The 21,536-nt window shown below is 55.9% G+C and carries 18 protein-coding genes; 7 read left to right on the plus strand and 11 right to left on the minus strand.

From position 1 onward, the window contains the following. Positions 1 to 37 precede the first annotated feature (37 nt). The 5 genes from QN378_RS18950 to QN378_RS18970 all read left to right on the plus strand — a co-directional run bounded on the left by QN378_RS18950 (position 38) and on the right by QN378_RS18970 (position 6,815). Entirely contained in the window at positions 38 to 568 is a 531-nt protein-coding gene (locus tag QN378_RS18950) for a DUF5943 domain-containing protein (protein ID WP_322206299.1), read from the plus strand. 15 nt (positions 569 to 583) lie between these two features. Further along, positions 584 to 2,644 carry a dimethylglycine demethylation protein DgcA gene (gene dgcA / locus QN378_RS18955; protein ID WP_322206300.1) on the plus strand — a complete coding sequence of 687 codons (2,061 nt, stop codon included), beginning with the start codon at positions 584 to 586 and terminating at the stop codon, positions 2,642 to 2,644. A gap of 184 nt (positions 2,645 to 2,828) precedes the next feature. Further along, the gene (gene dgcB, locus QN378_RS18960; RefSeq protein WP_323550684.1) at positions 2,829 to 4,790 is read left to right on the plus strand and encodes a dimethylglycine demethylation protein DgcB; all 1,962 of its coding nucleotides are present in this window, start codon (positions 2,829 to 2,831) and stop codon (positions 4,788 to 4,790) included. Then, positions 4,790 to 6,010, plus strand: a complete 1,221-nt coding sequence (locus QN378_RS18965; protein WP_323550685.1) for an electron transfer flavoprotein subunit alpha/FixB family protein — start codon at positions 4,790 to 4,792, stop codon at positions 6,008 to 6,010. The genes dgcB and QN378_RS18965 overlap by 1 nt, the downstream gene beginning before the upstream one ends. Positions 6,011 to 6,035: 25 nt before the next feature. Then, on the plus strand, positions 6,036 to 6,815 hold the full coding sequence (locus QN378_RS18970) for an electron transfer flavoprotein subunit beta (protein WP_322206982.1): 780 nt from the start codon (positions 6,036 to 6,038) through the stop codon (positions 6,813 to 6,815). A gap of 69 nt (positions 6,816 to 6,884) precedes the next feature. On the opposite strand, the gene QN378_RS18975 is transcribed toward QN378_RS18970, so the two are convergent. From QN378_RS18975 to QN378_RS18985, 3 genes are all read right to left on the minus strand, one after another. After that, positions 6,885 to 7,442, minus strand: coding sequence for an RBBP9/YdeN family alpha/beta hydrolase (locus QN378_RS18975; RefSeq protein ID WP_322206304.1), 558 nt, complete (start codon positions 7,440 to 7,442; stop codon positions 6,885 to 6,887). 355 nt (positions 7,443 to 7,797) lie between these two features. Continuing rightward, positions 7,798 to 8,154, minus strand: coding sequence for a bacteriocin (locus QN378_RS18980; protein WP_322206305.1), 357 nt, complete (start codon positions 8,152 to 8,154; stop codon positions 7,798 to 7,800). A gap of 68 nt (positions 8,155 to 8,222) precedes the next feature. Continuing rightward, a complete protein-coding gene (locus QN378_RS18985; protein WP_323550686.1) occupies positions 8,223 to 8,708 on the minus strand; it encodes a hypothetical protein in 486 nt (161 codons plus the stop codon). Positions 8,709 to 8,966: 258 nt separating this feature from the next. Here QN378_RS18985 and QN378_RS18990 point away from each other — a divergent pair, with 258 nt between their 5' ends. Further along, on the plus strand, positions 8,967 to 9,782 hold the full coding sequence (locus QN378_RS18990; protein WP_322206307.1) for an AraC family transcriptional regulator: 816 nt from the start codon (positions 8,967 to 8,969) through the stop codon (positions 9,780 to 9,782). Here QN378_RS18990 and QN378_RS18995 read toward each other — a convergent pair. Then, entirely contained in the window at positions 9,779 to 10,366 is a 588-nt protein-coding gene (locus QN378_RS18995) for a LysE family translocator (RefSeq protein WP_322206308.1), read from the minus strand. The two genes, QN378_RS18990 and QN378_RS18995, sit on opposite strands and share 4 nt — an antisense overlap. A 1,826-nt stretch (positions 10,367 to 12,192) precedes the next feature. On the opposite strand from QN378_RS18995, the gene QN378_RS19000 reads away from it, so the two are divergent. Further along, entirely contained in the window at positions 12,193 to 12,882 is a 690-nt protein-coding gene (locus QN378_RS19000; RefSeq protein WP_323550687.1) for a plasmid recombination protein, read from the plus strand. A 789-nt stretch (positions 12,883 to 13,671) separates the two neighbouring features. On the opposite strand, the gene QN378_RS19005 is transcribed toward QN378_RS19000, so the two are convergent. The 7 genes from QN378_RS19005 to QN378_RS19035 all read right to left on the minus strand — a co-directional run bounded on the left by QN378_RS19005 (position 13,672) and on the right by QN378_RS19035 (position 21,481). Then, complete coding sequence (locus tag QN378_RS19005) at positions 13,672 to 13,872, minus strand: hypothetical protein (RefSeq protein WP_323550688.1); 201 nt, start codon at positions 13,870 to 13,872, stop codon at positions 13,672 to 13,674. 734 nt (positions 13,873 to 14,606) lie between these two features. Next, positions 14,607 to 16,043, minus strand: coding sequence for a hypothetical protein (locus tag QN378_RS19010; protein WP_323550689.1), 1,437 nt, complete (start codon positions 16,041 to 16,043; stop codon positions 14,607 to 14,609). Between the two features lie 761 nt (positions 16,044 to 16,804). Further along, positions 16,805 to 17,755, minus strand: a complete 951-nt coding sequence (locus QN378_RS19015) for a hypothetical protein (RefSeq protein WP_323551003.1) — start codon at positions 17,753 to 17,755, stop codon at positions 16,805 to 16,807. Positions 17,756 to 17,897: 142 nt separating this feature from the next. Beyond that, positions 17,898 to 18,203, minus strand: coding sequence for a hypothetical protein (locus QN378_RS19020; RefSeq protein WP_323551004.1), 306 nt, complete (start codon positions 18,201 to 18,203; stop codon positions 17,898 to 17,900). Positions 18,204 to 18,539: 336 nt separating this feature from the next. Further along, a complete protein-coding gene (locus QN378_RS19025; RefSeq protein WP_323551005.1) occupies positions 18,540 to 20,339 on the minus strand; it encodes a DUF927 domain-containing protein in 1,800 nt (599 codons plus the stop codon). Next, complete coding sequence (locus tag QN378_RS19030; protein WP_323551006.1) at positions 20,326 to 21,207, minus strand: toprim domain-containing protein; 882 nt, start codon at positions 21,205 to 21,207, stop codon at positions 20,326 to 20,328. The genes QN378_RS19025 and QN378_RS19030 overlap by 14 nt, the downstream gene beginning before the upstream one ends. Continuing rightward, positions 21,200 to 21,481, minus strand: coding sequence for a hypothetical protein (locus QN378_RS19035; protein WP_323551007.1), 282 nt, complete (start codon positions 21,479 to 21,481; stop codon positions 21,200 to 21,202). The genes QN378_RS19030 and QN378_RS19035 overlap by 8 nt, the downstream gene beginning before the upstream one ends. Between the last annotated feature and the right edge of the window lie 55 nt (positions 21,482 to 21,536).

Below are 21,536 nucleotides of genomic sequence, written 5' to 3' on the forward strand. Positions count from 1 at the left end.
GCAGAGGGCGTCACCCGAATTTCTGGAGTTTTACCCCATGGCTAAAATTGCCCCGCAGCTGCCTATCGAAGTCGACAGCGAAACCGGCGTCTGGACCTCCGACGCATTGCCAATGCTGTACGTACCGCGTCATTTTTTCGTCAACAACCACATGGGCATCGAAGAAGTCCTGGGCGCTGACGCCTACGCTGAGATTCTGTACAAAGCGGGCTACAAATCGGCTTGGCACTGGTGCGAAAAAGAAGCTGAATGCCACGGTTTGTCTGGCATCGCTGTGTTTGAGCATTACATGAAGCGTTTGTCGCAACGTGGCTGGGGTCTGTTCAAGATCCAGGACATTGATCTGGAAAAAGGTACCGCCAGCATCAAGCTGGAGCACTCTTGCTTTGTCTACGTGTACGGCAAGGTAGGCCGCAAGGTCGATTACATGTTCACCGGCTGGTTCGCGGGCGCCATGGACCAGATTCTTGAAGCTGCGGGCAGCTCGGTTCGTACAGTTGCTGTGCAAGTCTACGGTGGCTCCGAAGAAGGCCACGATGACGGCTTGTTCACCGTCAAGCCGTTGTAACTCGAGGTTTTCGTTATGGCTTTCGAAGCAATGTTCCAGCCGATTCAAATCGGCAAACTGACTATCCGTAACCGCGTGCTTAGTACTGCACACGCCGAGGTGTATGCCACCGATGGCGGCATGACCACAGATCGGTATGTGAAGTATTACGAAGAAAAAGCCAAAGGTGGTATCGGCCTGGCCATTTGTGGCGGGTCTTCCAGCGTGGCCATTGACAGCCCGCAAGGCTGGTGGAAATCGGTCAACTTGGCGACCGACAAAATCATTCCGCATTTCCAAAACCTGGCCGATGCTATGCACAAGCATGGCGCCAAGATCATGATTCAGATTACTCACATGGGCCGTCGCTCACGTTGGGATGGGGACCATTGGCCGACGCTGCTGTCGCCGTCGGGCATTCGTGAACCGGTCCACCGCGCTACTTGCAAAACCATTGAGCCGGAAGAAATCTGGCGGGTAATCGGCAACTACGCCAGCGCCGCTGGACGGGCGAAAGCCGGCGGCCTCGACGGCGTCGAGCTGTCTGCCGTACACCAACACATGATCGACCAGTTCTGGAGCCCGCGGGTCAACAAGCGCACCGATGAATGGGGCGGCAGTTTCGAAAACCGCATGCGCTTCGGCATGGAAGTCATCAAAGCGGTGCGCAAAGAAGTCGGTCCTGACTTCTGCGTTGGCCTGCGTATTTGCGGCGACGAATTTCACCCTGATGGCTTGAGCCATGAGGACATGAAAGAAATCGCCAAGTATTACGATGCCACCGGTTTGATCGACTTCCTCGGCGTCGTCGGTTCGGGTTGCGACACCCACAACACTTTGGCCAACGTTATTCCGAACATGAGCTATCCGCCTGAGCCATTTCTGCATTTGGCGGCCGGCATCAAGGAAGTGGTCAAGGTTCCGGTGCTACATGCCCAGAACATCAAAGACCCGAACCAGGCCACACGGATTCTGGAAGGCGGCTACGTCGACATGGTCGGCATGACCCGTGCGCACATCGCTGACCCGCACCTGATCGCCAAGATCAAAATGGGCCAGATCGACCAGATCAAACAATGCGTGGGCGCCAACTACTGCATCGACCGCCAGTACCAGGGTCTGGATGTGTTGTGCATCCAGAACGCCGCGACCTCCCGTGAATACATGGGCGTGCCGCACATCATTGAAAAAACCACCGGCGTGAAACGCAAAGTGGTGGTCGTTGGTGCCGGTCCTGCAGGTTTGGAAGCTGCACGGGTATGCGCTGAACGAGGCCATGACGTGACCTTGTTCGAGAAGAAAGACACCCTCGGCGGGCAGATCACTACGGCATCGAAAGCGCCACAACGCGATCAAATCGCGGGCATCACGCGCTGGTTCCAGCTGGAATTGGCGCGTCTTAAAGTGGACGTTCGTTTGGGCACCGCGGCTGATCCAGCGGCCATTCTCGACCTGCGTCCTGACGTGGTGGTGCTGGCCAACGGTGGCCATCCGTTCCTTGAGCAGAACGAACATTGGGGCGCGGCAGAAGGCTTGGTTGTCAGCAGTTGGGACGTGCTGGACGGCACCGTGGCGCCGGGTAAAAACGTGCTGGTCTACGACACCATTTGTGAGTTCACCGGGATGTCGGTTGCCGACTTCATTGCTGACAAAGGCAGTCAGGTCGAAATCGTCACCGACGACATCAAACCAGGCGTAGCTATCGGTGGTACATCGTTCCCGACGTACTACCGCAGCATGTACCCCAAAGAAGTGATCATGACCGGCGACCTGATGCTGGAAAAGGTCTACCGCGAAGGCGACAAACTGGTCGCGGTTCTGGAAAACGAATACACCGGTGCCAAGGAAGAGCGGGTGGTTGACCAAGTGGTGATCGAGAACGGCGTGCGTGCCGATGAATGGATGTATTACGAGTTGAAAGAGGCCTCGCGCAATAAAGGCCAAATCGACATCGAAGCGTTGTTCGCGATCCAGCCGCAACCGTGCCTGAGCCAACCGGGTGACGGCTATCTGCTGTTCCGCATCGGCGACTGCGTCGCCCAACGCAACATCCATGCGGCCATCTATGACGCATTGCGGTTGTGTAAGGATTTTTAAGGGAGCCCTGTAGGAGCACGCTTGCCCGCGATAAGGTCGGAACGGCCTTCAAAATGTCAGCGGTTAGACGATTTTGTGACCGCTCCGCGCCCATCGCTGGTAAGCGCGCTCCTACAGATGACCGAGTCCGGTTTTGTAAACGCGATAAGAATTCAGACCCACCCGGTTTTGATGGGAGCTCCACATGTTGAACACCCTTCTTCCCATCCTGCTCTTCGTCGCCCTGGCTCTGGCCGTATTGGGCGCGGTGCGGCGGATGATGCTGTGGCGCCAGGGCCGGGCGTCCAAGGTCGACCTGCTTGGTGGCTTGCTGGCAATGCCCAAGCGCTACATGGTGGATTTGCACCACGTCGTCGCACGGGATAAATACATCGCCAACACCCACGTCGCGACGGCGGGTGGTTTTGTGCTGGCCGCGCTGTTAGCGATCTTGGTCCACGGTTTTGGCTGGCATAACCGCATCCTCGGCTACGCCTTGCTACTGGCTTCGGCGATCATGTTCGTCGGCGCGATTTTCATGGCCCTGCGACGGCGCAACCCGCCTGCACGCTTGTCCAAAGGCCCCTGGATGCGCTTGCCGAAAAGCTTGATGGCATTCTCAGTCAGCTTCTTTTTAGTCACCCTGCCGGTTGCCGGCATCTTGCCTGAAGACTTCGGCGGCTGGGTTCTCGTTGCACTTCTGAGCTTGGGCGTGGCCTGGGGCGTGTCGGAAATGTTCTTCGGCATGACCTGGGGCGGGCCGATGAAGCACGCTTTCGCCGGCGCCTTTCACTTGGCCTGGCACCGCCGCGCCGAACGCTTTGGTGGTGGTCGATCTACTGGTTTAAAGCCGCTGGACCTGAGTGATACCAGTGCGCCGTTGGGTGTGGAAAAGCCCGAAGACTTCACTTGGAATCAACTGCTGGGTTTTGACGCCTGCGTGCAGTGCGGTAAATGCGAAGCCGCGTGCCCGGCATTTGCCGCTGGCCAACCGCTGAACCCGAAAAAACTGATTCAAGACATGGTCGTCGGCCTGGCGGGCGGTACGGATGCCAACTTTGCCGGCAGCCCGTATCCAGGAAGGGCCATCGGCGAACATGGCGGCAACGCTCATCAACCCATCGTCAACGGCTTGGTCGATGCCGACACGCTGTGGTCTTGCACCACCTGCCGCGCCTGCGTTGAAGAGTGCCCGATGATGATTGAGCACGTGGACGCTATCGTCGATATGCGCCGCTTTCTGACTCTGGAAAAGGGCGCGACGCCAAATAAAGGCGCCGAAGTGCTGGATAACTTGATCGCCACCGACAACCCCGGCGGATTTGCGCCGGGCGGGCGGATGAACTGGGCGGCGGATTTGAACCTCAATCTGCTCAGCGAACGGAAGTCCGCCGAGGTGCTGTTCTGGGTGGGTGATGGCGCGTTCGACATGCGTAATCAACGCACCTTGCGCGCATTCGTCAAGGTGCTCAAAGCGGCCAACGTCGACTTCGCCGTGCTCGGCCTGGAAGAGCGCGACAGTGGTGACGTGGCCCGGCGTCTGGGCGATGAAGCAACGTTCCAGATGCTCGCCAGACGCAATATCCAAACCTTGGGCAAATACGACTTCAAACGCATCGTCACATGCGATCCGCACAGCTTCCATGTGCTAAAAAATGAATACGGTGCATTTGACGGTCACTATCAAGTGCAGCACCACAGCACGTACATGGCTGAGCTGATCGAAGCCGGCACCTTGAATTTGGGCCAACACAAAGGCACCAGCGTGACCTATCACGATCCGTGTTACCTCGGTCGCTATAACGGCGAATACGAGGCGCCACGTGCGGTACTGCGTGCGCTGGGGATCGAGATCAAGGAAATGCAACGCTCCGGTTTCCGTTCCCGCTGCTGTGGCGGCGGTGGCGGCGCGCCGATCACCGACATACCCGGTAAACAACGTATTCCTGATATGCGCATGGACGACATCCGCGAAACCGGCGCTGAGCTGGTAGCGGTTGGATGCCCGCAATGCACAGCGATGCTCGAAGGCGTGGTCGAACCTCGGCCATTAATCAAAGACATCGCGGAACTGGTGGCTGACGCGTTGCTGGAAGGCGCCGTCGTCGACAAACCGCTGCCGATTAAGCAGGGCTCAGTCAAACCTGAACTCGCGGAGGCACACTGATGAGCGACATTATTCGCCGTGACCCTCGCGCAGAGTGGATTGCTCGTAACCGCCTGCACCCGCTGCATGCGGCCATGCAACCGGCGCAAACCAGCTGGATGGGGCCAAACGGCATCGTCCGCAAAGACGTGCACCACGTCGGGTTCATCGGTCCCAATGGCGTCAAACGTATTGACCGCAGCGGCGCGCAACAGGGCGGGGCGGTTAAACGTTCTTTCGCTTCTGAAGTACAACTGCCGCTGCATCAGGTCGCGCTACCGGCGTTCTACATTTGTGTAGCCCCGGACATGGTCGGTGGCCGCTTGAGCGCTCACGACCGCGACTTGCTTGGCTTGGCCCACAGCTTGGCCGGTACCGACGGCGCGGTAGTGGCGGTTGTTTTCGGTGAACATAAGGAAACCAACTTTGCCACAGCGGGCGTCGATAGATTACTGACGCTGGAAGGCAGCGAATTCAACGGTTATGCACCCGAGCAGCGGGTCCAAGGGCTGCGGGCTGTGGATAACCAATTAAACCCGCGCCATTGGTTGCTGCCCGACAGCCGTACCGGTGGCGGTGAATTGGGTCGGCGTTTTGCCGCCAGCTTGGGCGAGCGCCCGGCGACAAGGGTATGGCAGGTCACGGACAAACACTGCATCGGCCGCGCCGGTGCCGGTCGCCAAGACATAGCTGGTCCGCTGGCTCGCTTGATACTGGCCGCCGTTGAATGTGCTGAACCCGTTAGTGAAACCCGGCATGAAGCGCTGCCGTTAGAGTTATCCACAACCGTGGCGCGAAGCTTGTCGCGTATCGAAGACCTCGGCGCAGTGGCGGTCGATCCGGCGGCGATTCCCATGGCCGAAGCGGAATTTATCTTCTCTGGCGGCAACGGGGTAAAAGATTGGGAATTGTTTCACCGCACCGCTGCGGCATTGGGCGCCACCGAAGGCGCTTCCCGTGTGGCGGTCGACGACGGCTACATGGCGCGTGATCGCCAAGTCGGCGCCAGTGGTACGTGGGTCACGGCGCGGGTGTATGTCGCCGTGGGTATTTCCGGCGCGATTCAGCATTTGCAAGGCATTGGCGCTTGCGACAAGGTCGTGGCAATCAACCTTGATCCCGGTTGCGACATGATCAAACGTGCCGATTTGTCGGTCATCGGTGACAGCGCAGCGATCCTTAAGGCGCTGATTGCGGCCATTGAGGCTTATCGCAATGAGGGGAAACGTGATGCCGCTTAATTCGTTGCTCAATTCGAGCGCCCCCATGGATAACGGTTCGATTCATGTAATCACGTTGGTGTCTATCGGCGCTCACCCTACTTCTGGCCGTTCGCGCCGCGCTGAGCAAGATGCACGTGCTGTTGAACTGGGTTTGCAACTGGCTGGGGATAACTTGCATGTGTTGCACGCAGGCAACGTTGAAGAGCCAGCGTTGCGGGCTTATCTCGGCATGGGCCTGGATGAATTGCATGTGTTGGAGCAACCCGAAGGCGCCGATGCATTGCCCGCCCTAACTGAGTATTTGCGTGAATCCAACGTGCAAGTGGTGCTCACCGGCAGCCAAAGTGAAACCGGTGAAGGCTCAGGCCTGCTTCCGTATCTGCTAGCAGAAAAGCTGGGTTGGCCATTGGTGGTCGGGCTGGCGCAAGTTGAATCGTTGGCAAACGGTCTAGCTCATGTACTGCAAGCGTTACCACGCGGTCAGCGGCGTCGGTTGAAAGTGCGTCTTCCGTTCCTGGCGACTGTGGATAACGCCGCACCCACGTCCCGGCAAAGCGCCTACGGCCCGGCACAGCGTGGCTTGCTGGCGGCTGATCAAGTTGAAGTGGTGACGGACGAGTTACTCGCAGCCTCCACCTTGCAACCCGCCAAGCCACGGCCCAAACGCTTGAAAGTGATCAAAGGCAAGAGCGGCGCCGACCGGATGAAAGCTGCAACAGCCAAAGCCAGCGGTGGCGGTGGGCAACTGCTTAAAGGCGTTAGCGCCGAGGCCGGTGCTGAGGCTATTTTGAAGCTGCTGATTGAGGAGGGCGTGGTTCGTTAAAGGGCAGCTATTTGAGACAGGTTTTTGCGTTCTTTGAAAACGTATCTGTCCCAAATGCCTAGGCCGGAGCTACTTAGGCTGAAACTGCGGATCTGCTGTCAGCTTGAATAGCAATTCAACCCCTTGGGGCCAGGGTCCGTATCCTGCTTGACCGTTGATATGACCCGCGTTTTCCACCCAAACCAGCTCACTGCCCCATAACCTGCCAAAGGCCTTGGCCCGATCATGGGTCACGTACGGATCGTTAGTACTCGCCACCATGATCGTTGAAAAAGGTAGGCGTTGCGTCGACATGGGTACAAAACCCGATGTGCCCGGCGGGTAGCTTTCCGCTTCGGTGTCACTCGGAGCTACCAGCAATGCGCCGCGAACCTTGCGCACTTCAGGGTACTGCTGCGCCCAGCGCGTGACCAACGTACAAGCCAAGCTATGGGCTACTAATACGACTTCCCCGTCAGCAGCAGAGATTTCCTGGTTCAAACGTTCCACCCAATCCGTCGCGCTTGGCGTTTCCCAATCCTCCTGCTCTACTCTGTGCAGACCTGAAAACTGGCGCTCCCATATTGACTGCCAATGGGTTTCACCTGAGTTAAATAAGCCCGGTAAAATCAAAACCCTGACTGTCATCTTCCTTCTCCTTTAAGACTATTCATACGCCCCCAAAGAACCATTGGGCTGAAAAAAAATACCAGGACACCGATGACACTCGGCAACATACACCGAGGCAGGAAAAACAGCAGAAATACCAACCCGCCAATCCACGGCCCAAGCGCTTGAAAGTGATCAAAAGCTAAAGCGGCGTGGGCGAGTCCATCCAATTGCAATTGTTCGATGTTAGCTGCGCGGCTGCGTTGGGTCTGCGTATTGGACTTCTTTTACATGCGGTCGAAAAACATAAGGCTAGCAATCCAGACAACAAAAACCCGCGAGGCGGGTTTTTTGTTCACGTTCAGACGGCTAGCGCCGCCAACGTAATTACGGACTACTTACCCATCAATGCACTGCCCGCCGCGCCGCCGAGGCCTGCGCCAATAGTGCCGCCGCCGCTGCCGCCCAATTTGTTACCAAGCAGTGAACCACCGGCTGAGCCGAGGCCGCCGCCGAGTGCGGCTTTGGTTTTGTGGCCCTTCTTGGCGGTCAATGCGCCGCCTGCCGCGCCGCCGACACCCGCGCCCAATGCTGCACCCGTGCTGCCGCCGCCCATTTTCTGGCCAACGACGTTACCCAGCGCGCCACCGAGACCGCCACCGAGTGCGGCATTAAGTTCGTTGCCAGCCATTGCGTTTTGGGTGGCGAGCAATGCGAGGGCAAGGGTCAGGGCAGAAAGAGTTATACGCATGTTACGAACCTCAGGAAAATAAAGCAGGAGGGATACGGTGACTCACAGCATGAGCCGGTAAAAAATCTTTAGCGAGACGGCTGGTTGTTTTTGCCTACAAGAATGCGAGAGGCCTCGTTGTAATCCGCCTGGAAAGCGTCGCTTCCAATCCATGCAACGGCAGTGTCTTCGTCTTCGTCGTAGAAATTCGTTCGATACGCGATGAGCAAGCCTGTGAGGAAGTTGGTAGCGTGTTCTTCTTCTTCCTCGGAAATTACCAGTTCTAACACTGGGTACTGCAAAAACACCACGCACATCGCCAGTTGGCTAATGGACTCGGCAGCTTTCATCGCCTGAAACAGGTCATCGAAGTCGGCAGGGTCGAAACCATTGGCGAGAAGGTCCGCGAAATCGAACGTCGACAGGTCAACATCAACGTCATCGAACGGCTCGTTGACCAGAGGCGAGGCGAGCACCGGATGGAACAGACTCTGCGCCGGTTTACCCGAACGGTTCTGCTTGGCTTTGGTTTTTGCTCGCTTGGCGCGTTTCTGCTGTTTGTCTGGCGAAGCCATGGCTTAGAGTCCTGTGCAGGCTGGATGCCGCGAATGGGCGCTATTGAAACGCATACGTTTTGAATAGCCAAGCGGGTTGGGCCAAACGACGCCCAATAAAATATCGCTGAGACTTAGGATGGAGGCGGTTTGGTTTTCACACGGTTAGAGACGGAGGCTGATTCTCATGCCATAAGGAATGCTGGCCAGGGTGGTTTTGCGCGGTTAACGGGGCTACCCCAGTCGCAGTACTATTGCTGAAATGATCAGGTAATCACCATGTCCACTGATACTACGCCTACATTCTGGAGAGACGCAGAGCTGCCTTTCATAGAGGCGCGCCGAATAGAAGATGGGCGTCAGGTCCATTATGGCCGGCATTCTCATGAGTTTTTTTCTATGGGGGCGGTCACCTCTGGGCAAAGCACTTACCTGCATGAAAGGAGCCGTCAAACCATCAGTGCCGGAACGGTGGTGTTGATGAATCCGGGCGAAGTCCACGCCTGCAATCCCATTGAAGACCAGCCGTGGTCATACGTGATGTTGTACGTCGACGCGGATTGGCTAGCGGGTATCCAGCACAGTCACGACGATGGCGTCGGCATGGGTTTTCAACCGATCGCGGCCACCCACACTCAATCACCTGAGTTGTTTGCAGGCCTGATTGATTTTTACGCGCAGTTGATCGATCCGACTGTGGACGCCTTGCCCAAACACGAAGCGGCTGTTGCCTTTTTCATGTTGATGCAGCGGGCGCTAGGCAATTCGACGTTGGAACTAAAAAAAATAAATCCGAGGGTGGTACGTGCTGCCGAATATATCAATGAGCACTTTAAGGGCGCGGTTCGCCTTGAGGCGATGTGCAAGGCGGCCAATCTCTCGGAGGCTTATTTGATCCGCGCTTTTGAGCAGCAATATCACATGACACCCCACGCTTACTTGATCAACCGGCGGATTCAGCACGCGCAGACGCAGCTACGTTACGGCGCATCAATCATCGATATCGCGCATGAAGCTGGGTTTGCTGATCAGGCGCATTTTCAGCGGGTGTTCAAGAAGCATCTCGCAGCGACGCCAAGGCAGTACAAGCCTTAAAACAACAGCAGGGACATCGCACACCCCGCCAGCATGGCTGCCATGCATCGGTTGAATAAGCGGATCCGGGGCGCACTGTGCAGGTACCTACCGAGAAACGCACCGGCGTAGACCCAGCAGGCCACCGACAGGTAGCAGATTACGAAGTAAATCAGCGCAAATGACCAGATCAGTTTGGCATCTCCGCTGGCAACAAAGGCCCCCATTCCCGCGACGGCTGCAAGCCACGCTTTGGGGTTGAGCCATTGCATCGCAGCGCCGCGCATAAAGGACGGTTGACGCGTCGTACTGCCGATATCCAGTTGCCCGTCATCCGCTGCCAGCTTCCATCCCAGCCATAGCAAAAATGCGACGCCCGCCCAGCGAATCAGGTCGGTCAGAATCGGCCACTGCTTCAGAATCTCAAGCAGCCCGAAACCGGTAAACAACAGCAACACGACAAACCCCACCGTAGCTCCAAGCACATGCCTCAGGCTGGAACACAGACCGAACTGCGCCCCGGAACTCAGGGCCACAACATTTACCGGACCTGGTGAAATCGACGCTGCCAAGGCAAACGCCGCCATTGAAATCAACACGCTCATTTTGCTCTACTCGGTTTAATGAATGAGTGTTGAACGTAGTTGGGTGGGGGTGTGGAGTATTGAAAAAAACTGCCCTGTGCGGTGGGGTTGGAATTTATCGCGGAGGTGAATGACCGTCAGCTTTGCAAGGTTCAAGCAGGGCTCTGGTAATTTGCGGGGTGGGAGGTTGTTATCAATCAAAAAAATTCAAGCAGCAATCCTATGCTCATAGGCCACCGCCGCATCTTTGCCAGCCTATTTCCGATGCTGGAACTCCAAACAACAAAAAGCCCGCACTAGGCGGGCTTCTTGGTTGCTTTCAGGTGTTATCGGAACCACCTGAAAACGAAAGGTGGTGCCAGAGACGGAATCGAACTTTTGGCTGTGTGCCTCGGTTTATAGGGTGTTAGTGAGTGATGAATAACAAATCTACTCACAAATCTACTCACTTTTTGAAATGCTGCCCTGTTTCCGCAGCGCTTCTTCCTACGTAGGAAGTAAAAGAAATGAGGCAATTCTTCGTAATAAAGTAAAAACCGGAGATCTCATCTGTAGATCAGAAATCTATGCCGAAGGCAAAGGGTTGAAATTACTGTGCCTCTTTTACGGTTTCAGGTATACCGTTCGCCGTCCGGCCACTGGCCATTGCTGTCAGACGCAAGCGCGAGCTTGTCGAGGTGGCACTACACCTGGCCAGGACGGCCAATCATTTGCGTGGAAGCAGCATGGCACTGAAGAGATGTTATGAATGTAAGCAGAACGTAGCCTCGAATGCGAAGGCTTGTCCTCACTGCGGGGCGCGACCCTCTATTAGCTCAGCCGATGTTATCTTTTACGCTCTTTTGCTTTTTGTAATTTGTTGGATTGTAGTCAAAGTTGTATAGAGCACCGCGGTCATCGATGACGCCCATCCTCCTCAGCTCAGCTCAGCTCAGCCAAGTGGCAAGTGACTTTAAAGTTTGAGATACCCACCCATCCCCAACAGACGGATTTTCCGTAATTAAACTACCCAAATACTAGGTAGTTAACGGCCGTCTAAAGGTGATCCTTCTCATAATCAACCATGCGTGAAGCTTTCGCCGAATCAGATGAGCGGGTCGGGGCTTCGTGACGAACCGCCGTGACGAAGCCCGACACTCTGGGACGCCGGCCTCAAAAGAACGTGTCTTGAAGGCTTTGATGTCACCCCAGTCTCGACTCAAGCCTCATATTCCTCTACGTCGATTAGGATGCGTCTGTCGGGCACACGCCTCCAAACACGATCTTCGAGCCAAGTTCCATCTTGTATTTTTGACCTCACCGCCGCCTCGGTGTAGCCCGATTCGCTGGCGAATTTCCTGATTGTTAAGTAGCGCATATCACCTTTTCCGGTCACATGCCGGCCGAGCCGGATAGGTCTGGTTATTGATCAAGCGTGATTACGGAGGTTTCGTAGTTAGGGCTTCATGCCATTTCTTCCTAAGGAAGCGAGCAACAAGCGCAGTTTGTGTAGTGAGTACACAAGACGAAGGCTTGGGGCGACTTGCGCTCTGCTTTGCTCCCCCGGCACGCTGAAGATGTACACACTCAGCACGGGGAGGTCGTCATGCCTTACGCGATACTAAGAACAAAAAAGCTGAAGTCGGTCGCCGGGATCTGGGGATCAGGACGACACACATTTCGAGAGATACCCACGCCGAACTCAAATGGTGCGGCCAATGTGCGTGTCGGTGGCGCGTCGAATGCTGCAGATCTTGCCGGAGCGGTCTTGGCCAGGCTGCCGGAGCGCAGGCGCAAAGGCGCGGTGCTATGCATTGAATACCTAATAACTGCTAGCCCCGAGGCATTTTGTTAGGCATGGCGGGGATATGCCCGACACCGGCGGCTACTTTGATCGGGCCATTGCTTGGCTGAAAGCCCGGCACGGCGGCGCGAACATTGTTTGCGCTGAAGTCCACCTAGACGAAACCACGCCTCACCTGGTCGCGTACGTAGTGCCGGTGACAAAAGACGGGAGACTATCAGCGCGTGACTTCCTCGGGGGAGCCGCCAAGCTGCGCAAGATGCAGACCGATTTCCATCATTGGTGCGGCAAGCCTTTCGGGCTGTCTCGCGGCATCGAGGGATCGAAAGCCACCCATCAGAAGGTCGGGCAGTATTACCAGGCGCTCGCCGCTGTTGAGCCTGTCATTGAGCGATCAGACTTAGCCGCTGCTGCCGTCGGCATACAGACGCCGAGCTACAAGGCGCTGCTGCTGGGGGCGAAGACCTCAGCCATTCAGAACAAGCTTCAGCACACAGCGACCGAGGCACTACATGCGCGGCAGACAGCCCTAGATCGGCAGGCGGTCGAACTCAGGCGGGCTCAGCGGGCGCTCGAGGATCGGGAGATCACGCTAGAAAAGCGAGCCGACCAGTTAGCTGAGGTCGATCAGGCATTGGATATGGCTCTGCTGAAGGCTGACAAAGAAAAGGATCGTGCTGACCGGCTGGTCAAGCAGCTCAGCGCCATGACCAGGAGAATGCTCGAAGCCGGCGTGGTAATAACGCCACTCTGAGGCATTCCCACTACCCTGTTTCGGGGTGGTGATCGGCTATTGACGCGGCTCATTCATGGGGTTTGTTTCGCAAACGAATGAGTTGGGTCAAAAGTAACCAGTCGAAAGTGGTTACCTCATTGGTTACCAGCCTGGAGCGGTTGATTTCTCTGTAACCAGGGTGTTAACCGGGCTTACGCGATGACTGCATTCTAATTGGTTACGGGGCCTTAACTGCTATGGCGGGGGAAAGTGATCAAGTTGCTGTGCCAATGCCGCGATTTGAGGTTTACGGTTCGCCGTCCGGGCACTCATCACGGCTGCAAGATGCGAGCGTTAGCTCGGTTGCTCCTCAGCGAGTTTGGCGAGATGGCATTGCAGTCGGCTAGGGACAGTCAATCATTTGCGGGGAAGCAACATGGCACTGAAAAAATGTTATGAATGTAGGCAGAACGTGGCTTTGAGTGCGAAGGCTTGCCCTCACTGCGGGGCGAGACCCTCTATTAGTTCAATCGATGTAATTTTTTACGCCATTCTTTTTTTCTTCATTTGCTGGGCTGTGGTTCACATCATATAGAGCAATGCCACCGAGCCGTTAGCCGCCGAGCCCTTGCGCCTCTGGCGCTGGTGGTGGGCGGATGCCCGGTATTGCTCTGGTGGTGCGCGACACGTTTTGCGAAAGATGGAAACGTGTCACGTATACCCAGAAGAGACCAACCCGGTTAACTCCGCCAATCAGACCATCTGATCCGATCCGGATCAGATGGTCTGCCTCAGTCGCGGGATAGATGCCGGAAAGTTTGCCGCTATCTACAGCCGCATTTCCCTGATGATTCGTCGCGGCTCCGAACCCTGCGAAAGCGCACGCCTGACGTCCTTGGTTAGCTGGTCGAGCGCCTGACTCTCGAAAGCGTCGGCCATGGCTGCGGCCTTCCTCACGATCAGCAATGCCAGCTCGGGCGGAAACACCACTTTGTTGGTTGGCAGGTAGTCGCAGTCGATAACGGACATGGGATGGCCCTCGGTGGGTGCGGTCATACTCAAGAGGCGTTGAGCAGGTGTCCGATTATCTGATAACTACCGCGATCCCGGTAGTTTGCTGGCGCATCGACTTGCCAGTTCTGGCTTGTCCTATTGTCTGTTCCAGCCTGCGTTACAGGGTGGGCATTTCACCCACCCCTATGGCATAGCGATTCGTTACCCCGTTGAAATGACGGGGCAGGTTCTGCGAGTCGTCAGACTTTCGGATTTCAAATCCGGTCTGGCACGCTGTGTCGATCTCTACACAGTATATCGATTCCAACACGCCGGAATCTGACAAAACCTGACATTGGAACGGTTGGCAGGCTCATTCATGGGGTTTGTTTTACAGAGCGGTCATTCAACGTCGTTCGAACGCCATTTAAGGCATGTTTTTGCAATTCAGCGGTTGCCAGGCGTCATTCATGGGTGGCGTTTTTGCAACGATGGCATTCCCCTTTTTATTCCCCCCCAAAACGCAAAGAAGGCTGCTCGGTACTGGGCGTCATGGTGTAATCATGATGACCATTCCCCCGGTGAAATACTGGCCCCACCCTTCCGTTTCGGTCGGGCAGGTGTCGCGCCACATTTTGCGATTCGCCGTCTCTTCGCCGTTGGCCGGAGATGGGATCTGATACTACGAAAACTTTTTAGTAGAGATGCGCTCAGATTTGAGTGCATCTCGTTGTCTTGGGAACTGATGAAGCAGGATCCGACTCGGCGATCTAGTCGGACACGCCTGAGGAAATGGGTCGGGTTGGAAAATGCAAAGAGTAGTAATCTATATATGAGCTGTTCGTATTTGTAATTTTTAAAACTATCCTATGAAGCATTAACTTTAATAGCTTTGTTTCTCTGATAAGAGAAATATAATCTTCTTCAAGTATATCATTCCCATGCGCTGCATTATTCCGGCGTTGCCAAGCAATAAGTTCAGCTTCGCCCATATTTAAGTCGAGATACTCAAAAAAACGTTGTGAGCGAACTTTTTGGGATACGGTATTCGCGCTGTGCAGTTTTTCTATAAGGGTTTTTCTATCTTCAATAGGTAGCTCTATATTCTTCGTGGCTTCTAGGATTAAACGTTTTATCGAGTTGTAATCTGCTGGGCTAATCACCCTGTTATTGAATTTACTACCCTGTGCATCAATATACTTCTTTTGTAATGACTCGATGATGGCTCCGAAATACGCAGGGGCCATATGTGTTGGGGCTGTAACTGCGTGCCAATAGTTCCAATTTAAAGAGCTGATTCCGTAATCGTCGTAACTATCGCAGAATAAATTGGCCATTCGTTCTAGTTCGGCCTTGTCAAGAATGTTTCTGGTGTTGTGAGTGGCCAATGGTGCGGGGGGGAGGGCATGAGTATTGAATGCTCTGCCGTCCATGCTATAGGCATCAATAGCCTTGAAAGTGACTAGCTCTTGTTTCGTATTGAACTTGGAAAACCCTAGCTTGACTATTGGAAAACCTAAGAAAAAAGACAAGCTGTCACGTATTTTTTTTCTAGTGTCTTCGTTGGGATCTCCGAAAAATAGCAGGTAGCCAGGCTTCAGGGCGGCATCGATTTCATCAGTCTTGGTACGTCCTATTATCGTACGGTAGCCGCAAACATTTAAATCAATGCAGCTTTTACTGCCGCCATCGCTAGTAGCTCCAGACCTGAATTTAATTTTGTTTGATGCAGTGCCAAACGTGCGGCTCGGTATCGACACTAACTTGTCATTCACTCCGTCCGGCCACAAATAGGAGCGATGATCAACGTTAGCGATCCACTCGAAGGTGTACGCGACTGGGCCTGTTTGTAGTGTGTGATATTCAAAATAATGAAGTGAGGAAGTTTGAATGGTTTCGCGAATGGGTTGTTTTAGGCCTATTGTGCTTCTTGTGCCCAGGGGTTGGACGCCAAACGCTAACCCTGCTCCTCCCATGGGGCTAGATAGGCTGACTGTATCTTCATTGGTTCGGACGGTGCCGGGAGGGTATGGATCTTTTTCCGGGCCTACAATTTTTTGTGATTTGGTCTCTAAAATCAGGTTTAGGTCTTTGTCTCTGCTTAGTTTGAAACTATGTATTGGTCCGACAAGAGGGCCAGGGTCGGATATTTGGAGGAAGTTGCTCTCAATGTAAGATTCCAATTGTTCCCAGTCCCAGAAATACATATATCGAATCCTTGTGTTTAATGTATGTGAGGGCATTAATCGTAAGGCCGCTGGGAGTCTAGTTGTAAGATAGTGTCCTGTCTCTAAAATAAATCTCCGCACAATTGGTTATGCTTTCTCGGTCATCACCCCGTCGGAGGCGAACAGATGAGCGCACAGGATATTGTCCTGATTCCGAAGAACAGACTGAGCTAAGCCGCCTCGCAAGGTCTGCCGCCATCAATGGCCCGATCTGGGCCAGCCAGTTCCACCAGCTCGCCGGACTTCTTGTCGTGGTCTAGTTAGTGAAGCAACTCGAGGTGGTTTTTCTTCACTCGACGAGTCTCGTCGAGCGACATGCTTGCCTTGGGGCACCGACGATTCTCGTTGCAGTTTGCTCAGGTATTTTATCTTCAAGCGCGTTGGGTAACACACAGGGTAACGAGTTACCCTCGTTACCTAAACTGTTACCCTAGCCGCTTTTTTCGCTTGGGTAACAGTTTTTCGATAGCGCCAGATTGGCGTATTCGACGCTTATACACCGCTCGCTCAATAAGCTGAAACCAGCCAATCACGGTGCTTCCAGAGCTTTTCTATCTTTTCCCGCGCTCCGTGCGACTTGGCCGAAGATGATTGGCTCGCGTGTTACCCGTTACCCAAATTTCAAAATTTTAAATCTAGAGAGACAGCAAACTGCGCAATACCCTCGATGCCAAAAGGGTGGGGAGGGACCCATTGAGGGGGGGGCTGCCAATCTGGATGCCCCCCTTAGCACAAGGTGTTCACCCGATCAGGTTTTCCAGAATGCCCTCAGCGTCCGCCATATCGCGTCGATCACCCGCGATCAGATAGCGCAGCACGGCTTTGGCCTCGTCCTTATGTCGCGGCCTGATCTCGGCAAGCAATCCAAATACGAAATGTTCACGGGAGCTGGCTTCCTGCGGTCCCTCGGCGTCTGTGGAGCTGTCGCAGAACGCGCACCTCAGTCGGTACAGCTTGTGCCAGTAATCAAGCTCGTACAGGCAGTCCGCCAATGTGCGCGGCATCAGATTCGGGCGCCCTCTGAAACAGACAGCTATGTCAGCCTCGTCGATTGATCCGTATTGACCAATCTTGGCTCCGTCCAAGACTTCAGCACAAAACACCTCGGCGTCAGTGTCGAACATGGCACGATCACCGAAGCGCGCTCGGCCTTCTGCCCGAGCGTGGTGGTCGGCCATGGCAGAACGCGCTAGCCCTTCAAGATTGGCAAAGCCGATGGTCTTGAATGCGACCGTCCAGTTACCGGGGTCAGCATCAGACAGCAGGTGGCTATACCGCTTCTCAAGTTCATCGAGCGGGGTTTTGATGCGCTTGGCCGCAGCAAGGGCGGTCTCGATATGCGCGGCGTTGCCGGTCTTGATGACGGAGCGCAGCCACAACACGGCGTCGACTTCCTTGTCACCCGTCACGCGTTGCTGTGGTGGCAGCTCCGGCACGCTGGGCAGCGTCTCGGCACTGACTGTTATCGGTGGCAGGCAGAACAGCGTGCGGTGGGCCTCGTTGTCCCGGAATACTCCCGAACGACTAACGATTGTCTTGACCGTTCCAAGAGGAATGCCGGTGATTTTTGCCACTTCCCGAAAAGAATGCTGACGGCGCAGATCAATGACGTGTTGCCGCTGACTATCTGAAACCCCCTGTTTCTTACCTTGCGCATTGAAACCCCCTGTTTCGTTGCTTGGCACCGTCATCGATGCCACTCCGTAGGGATTGTTTCGTAGTTGGTGCGAAGAACCGAATTCGCCTGAGTGCCGGAATCTGAAACAGCGAGGTTTGCTGTTACGCCGACTGTTACAGCCCATTTTGTTTCAGGGTCTTCCGCCTTGGCCCGGGTCATCGATGTGCCTCCATAGGCGTTACGTCATACAGAGCGCGCAGGTCGGCACCAGCCTGACAGTGGCGGCCTGTAGGCGCGTAACAGGACCGGCACGCCAGTATGTGAGCCAGGTATCGGTCACGAGCTTGACGCCATTCAGGTGTGGCATGGGCGGCGGTCGTGTAAGTGCGTGCTGGTAAGCGAGCGGGTCGCTCGACAGAGATCAGGCGCGGACGGTCCGTAGCGCGATTCGCCATCGTCGGTTTGTCGGCACCAGCGATGGTCGGCGGCATGTGATCGAGCAGTCCAGAAAGCAGACTCATGGCGTCACCGCCCTTGAATTTCGCCATTGCCCAAATGTCACTGTGAAAAATAAATGGGGGAACGGGGGAACGGGGGGAACACCCAGTGTTTCCGGGGCTTCCAGCGGGGTTTTCTGTTCCCCATGTTTTTTTGTGGGGAACAGTGATAACCGAATGCTCAGAAAGGCCGGCGCTCTTATATTGAAAAACATGTTTGTGTTCCCCCTGTTCCCCATACATCTAATAAGGGGGAACGGCTACAGGCCACGGTTTTAAAGGCCGTTCCCCCGTTCCCCCTGTTCCCCACGTTTATAGGTTCCTGTGAACTCGGGCATTCGTGTTTGGTGCTAATACGGGTCATACGCTTCCACCTTCGCCGTCCATGACTTCGGGATCGATCACGTACAGGCGAGCGGAGCCACCGGCCGGAATGCGGTACTTCTTTGTTTTGCGGCTATCGCGGTCGGTGTCGTGCTTGGCGAGGGCGCCACCCACCTCAAGCGCTTTGATGACGCGGGTAAGGCCGAACCCGTGAGATGCTTCGACCAGCGCCGACTTGTTGAACAGGTAGAGGCGTTTCTGGCCCACGGTCTCCCAGTACCCGGCGCGGTTGAACACCTTGGCGTCGACGGTCTGATCATCCACGTTGGAGAACCGGCTACTGCCGTGCTTGTCGATGAAATCCAGAATGCCAGCGAGGATCTGCCGGTCTTCGGCATTGCCTCCACCAACGCGGGAGAGCCATTCCCCATAGAGCAATTGGCAGTCGGCGAGCGCGCTACCGGCTGGCCAAGGGAGCAGTCCATAGGCGATAGCCATTTCTCCCGCCAATGCGATCACGGCGAAACGGTCGGCGACTCGTCCTGCCTGGGCGTTGTCTTCAACGAACTGCGCCCGGATGCCATCAAAGTCTTTGAGTAGCCCCGGCTTGTCGGCGGCGGTAACCAGCTTTTCGACGAACGCTGGCCCAAGGTGCCCGTGATGGGCGCCAACGGCTACGGTGAGCAGGCGGTGGAAGTCGGCGCCCTCATGGCCGTGCAAGTCATCGAAGGCCCGGTGGGTGCGAGTACCGGCGTTCACGTCGACCATCCGTAGTTCAGCGCCAGCATGGGCGGCATTACCGGATATGGCGGCATGCTCTGAAAGCGACCGCTCGCCACTGGAAAGGGTAAGTAGGCGCCAATTCAGTTTGGCCCGACCTTCGCGCTCACGGGTCATGGTGCCCTTGCCTTGGCCGTTGGCGAGGGAGTAGGCCATTTCCTGTACGCGCTTGGGGTCGGCGCGCTTGATCTCATCCAGCGGCAGAATAGTGTCGTTGCGGCTGGATGCTTCGATCTCCAAGCCGCCTTTGGTCATGTCCCACGACGCGGCGAAAATGCCAGGGTCGCCCCACACTGACGAGCCGATCAGTTGCGCCAGTGACTTGCCGCTGGAACTGTCGCCCACCAGGTGAACACCGCCGCCCAGTACGCCAACGAGACTCAGAAGCGGGCCAGCCAGCGCGCAGCCAATCGCTAACGTCAGTACGGGATTACCTGCGCATTTGGCGGCTATCTGAGTCTGCCATTGCTCCAGCTCGCCGCGCCGGCTGAACAGTACCTGGGCCTTGTTGCTCGCCTGATAGCGCACTTTGGCGCTACCGATCGTATGGCCGGGCAGTACAAACGCACCCGATTCATGCCAGCCCGGGCGGCAGGTTGTGGCGAACACCTCGGCGGGGCGCTGATCTAATAGGAACTCCATGAACGTGCCGCGTTTTTTGAGAGCAATGATCACGCCCATACCAAAGAGCGCACGCCTGGCATCCTCGCCACTGCCGCCGAACACTTCCATGGCAATAATCCATTCCTTAACACCGCCCTCGGTCACCAGTCGAAGCAAGCGGCCTTCGCTGCCGTCATCGCTATTGGTGGTGCGAGCCACGACGGTGACCGGGCTGGCGATCCACTCATCCGTGATAGGGCGGTCTGTCTTGTCGTCGTCTGTTTCATCGTCCGCGCCGCTACGTTTGAAACCGTGCCAGTACACGCCGGGTCGCAGCCTGCGACCTTTCTCGTTGATAACCCAATGTTCATACACAGCCCAGCATGGGCGCTCAGGCACGACCGTGGGCGCTTCAGGGCGCAAGTTGATGACGTTGGTCTCAGGCGATGCCATGGGCTTTGCTCCATACGGCCAAATCATTGAAGTCGGTCAGCGTGTCTGGCGCATCGGCTGGCCATTCAGGGAAGGTCACCAGACAGCCAGCGATTGCGGCTGCGGCGTTGGCGGAGGTGCGTCCGGGATTGCCTGGCGTCAAGCGGTCGTCATCGCCGGCGATGATAATTTCCTGATTGGGGTACTTGGCCCGGAGCGCCAGCGCCACCGGTTTGAGGTTGCCCGCATTCATCGCTGCGGCGACGGTGTAGCCGCCGTCTTGATGAAGCGTGGCGCCGGTTGCCCAGCCTTCGCAGATGCAAAGTGGAAGGTCTGGCGTGATGGTTCCAAGCGTCGAATAGCTCGCGCTGACCTTGCCCCCAGCGAGGAAGCGCTTACCGCCGTCCGGGCCGATCCGTTGCAGGTTGACCAGTTGGCCGTTGGCATAGAGCGGGATTAGCAGTTCGTCACCGCGCTGGCGCAGGCCGTGGCCACGCACCTGCTTGGCAACTAAATACGCATGATCAGGATCGGCGCGACGGGCATGACTCCACCAACGGCCGGCCCATTCGGCTGCGATCTTCTGGCGCCGTTGGCGTTCGACTTCGCGTTGGCGCCGCGCCTGCTCAATGCGCTCACGAACCTGCTCGGCCTCACGGGCGTCGACCGGCTCACGACTACACCAGCTCATAGCGCCACCGGTTTTCCAACTACCGAATGCGCCTGAAGCGATGCCGTCCAGGTACAGGACGTACCAACCGTTTACGCTGCCGGACTTGTCACCGGGCACATAAAATCGGTGAATATCGCCGTCTGGTTCGGGCAGCCAGTCGAGCGGGCCGTATACCGATTGCATGGCTTCACGAAAAAGAATCACGGTGTCATTCATGATGTCCACCAGAACCGCCAGCGAACGCCCGAACGATGGCGCCGTTATTCACGCCGTGCCAGTGGGTCATTTCGTCTATGGAGTCGACCAGCGAAGACGTCACCAGAGCATCAGCGCTGCGCATTACGATACGGCCACACTCTGCATCCGCTGCGTTTAGAAAAGGCCCCATCAGTGCTTTGGGCGCTTTCGGATGAGTCAGGTAAAACAACTCGGTGGCTTTCTTAGGGCAAGCCGATCCCGCTGGCGCTGATGCGCCATTTTGAATTTTCATGGTTAGCCTCTTAAGGTCAGTACGTCGTGGCGATGCGCGACAGCGCTGCCTTTTT

This window comes from Pseudomonas sp. 10S5 (genome assembly GCF_035019745.1).
Lineage (GTDB): Bacteria > Pseudomonadota > Gammaproteobacteria > Pseudomonadales > Pseudomonadaceae > Aquipseudomonas.

Bases quoted from the DNA above. Each gene is read 5' to 3' on its own strand.
- QN378_RS18950 (WP_322206299.1), top strand. From the start codon at position 38: ATGGCTAAAATTGCCCCGCAGCTGCCTATCGAAGTCGACAGCGAAACC.
- dgcA (WP_322206300.1), top strand. From the start codon at position 584: ATGGCTTTCGAAGCAATGTTCCAGCCGATTCAAATCGGCAAACTGACT.
- dgcB (WP_323550684.1), top strand. From the start codon at position 2,829: ATGTTGAACACCCTTCTTCCCATCCTGCTCTTCGTCGCCCTGGCTCTG.
- QN378_RS18965 (WP_323550685.1), top strand. From the start codon at position 4,790: ATGAGCGACATTATTCGCCGTGACCCTCGCGCAGAGTGGATTGCTCGT.
- QN378_RS18970 (WP_322206982.1), top strand. From the start codon at position 6,036: ATGGATAACGGTTCGATTCATGTAATCACGTTGGTGTCTATCGGCGCT.
- QN378_RS18975 (WP_322206304.1), bottom strand. From the start codon at position 7,442: ATGACAGTCAGGGTTTTGATTTTACCGGGCTTATTTAACTCAGGTGAA.
- QN378_RS18980 (WP_322206305.1), bottom strand. From the start codon at position 8,154: ATGCGTATAACTCTTTCTGCCCTGACCCTTGCCCTCGCATTGCTCGCC.
- QN378_RS18985 (WP_323550686.1), bottom strand. From the start codon at position 8,708: ATGGCTTCGCCAGACAAACAGCAGAAACGCGCCAAGCGAGCAAAAACC.
- QN378_RS18990 (WP_322206307.1), top strand. From the start codon at position 8,967: ATGTCCACTGATACTACGCCTACATTCTGGAGAGACGCAGAGCTGCCT.
- QN378_RS18995 (WP_322206308.1), bottom strand. From the start codon at position 10,366: ATGAGCGTGTTGATTTCAATGGCGGCGTTTGCCTTGGCAGCGTCGATT.
- QN378_RS19000 (WP_323550687.1), top strand. From the start codon at position 12,193: ATGCCCGACACCGGCGGCTACTTTGATCGGGCCATTGCTTGGCTGAAA.
- QN378_RS19005 (WP_323550688.1), bottom strand. From the start codon at position 13,872: ATGTCCGTTATCGACTGCGACTACCTGCCAACCAACAAAGTGGTGTTT.
- QN378_RS19010 (WP_323550689.1), bottom strand. From the start codon at position 16,043: ATGTATTTCTGGGACTGGGAACAATTGGAATCTTACATTGAGAGCAAC.
- QN378_RS19015 (WP_323551003.1), bottom strand. From the start codon at position 17,755: ATGACGGTGCCAAGCAACGAAACAGGGGGTTTCAATGCGCAAGGTAAG.
- QN378_RS19020 (WP_323551004.1), bottom strand. From the start codon at position 18,203: ATGAGTCTGCTTTCTGGACTGCTCGATCACATGCCGCCGACCATCGCT.
- QN378_RS19025 (WP_323551005.1), bottom strand. From the start codon at position 20,339: ATGGCATCGCCTGAGACCAACGTCATCAACTTGCGCCCTGAAGCGCCC.
- QN378_RS19030 (WP_323551006.1), bottom strand. From the start codon at position 21,207: ATGAATGACACCGTGATTCTTTTTCGTGAAGCCATGCAATCGGTATAC.
- QN378_RS19035 (WP_323551007.1), bottom strand. From the start codon at position 21,481: ATGAAAATTCAAAATGGCGCATCAGCGCCAGCGGGATCGGCTTGCCCT.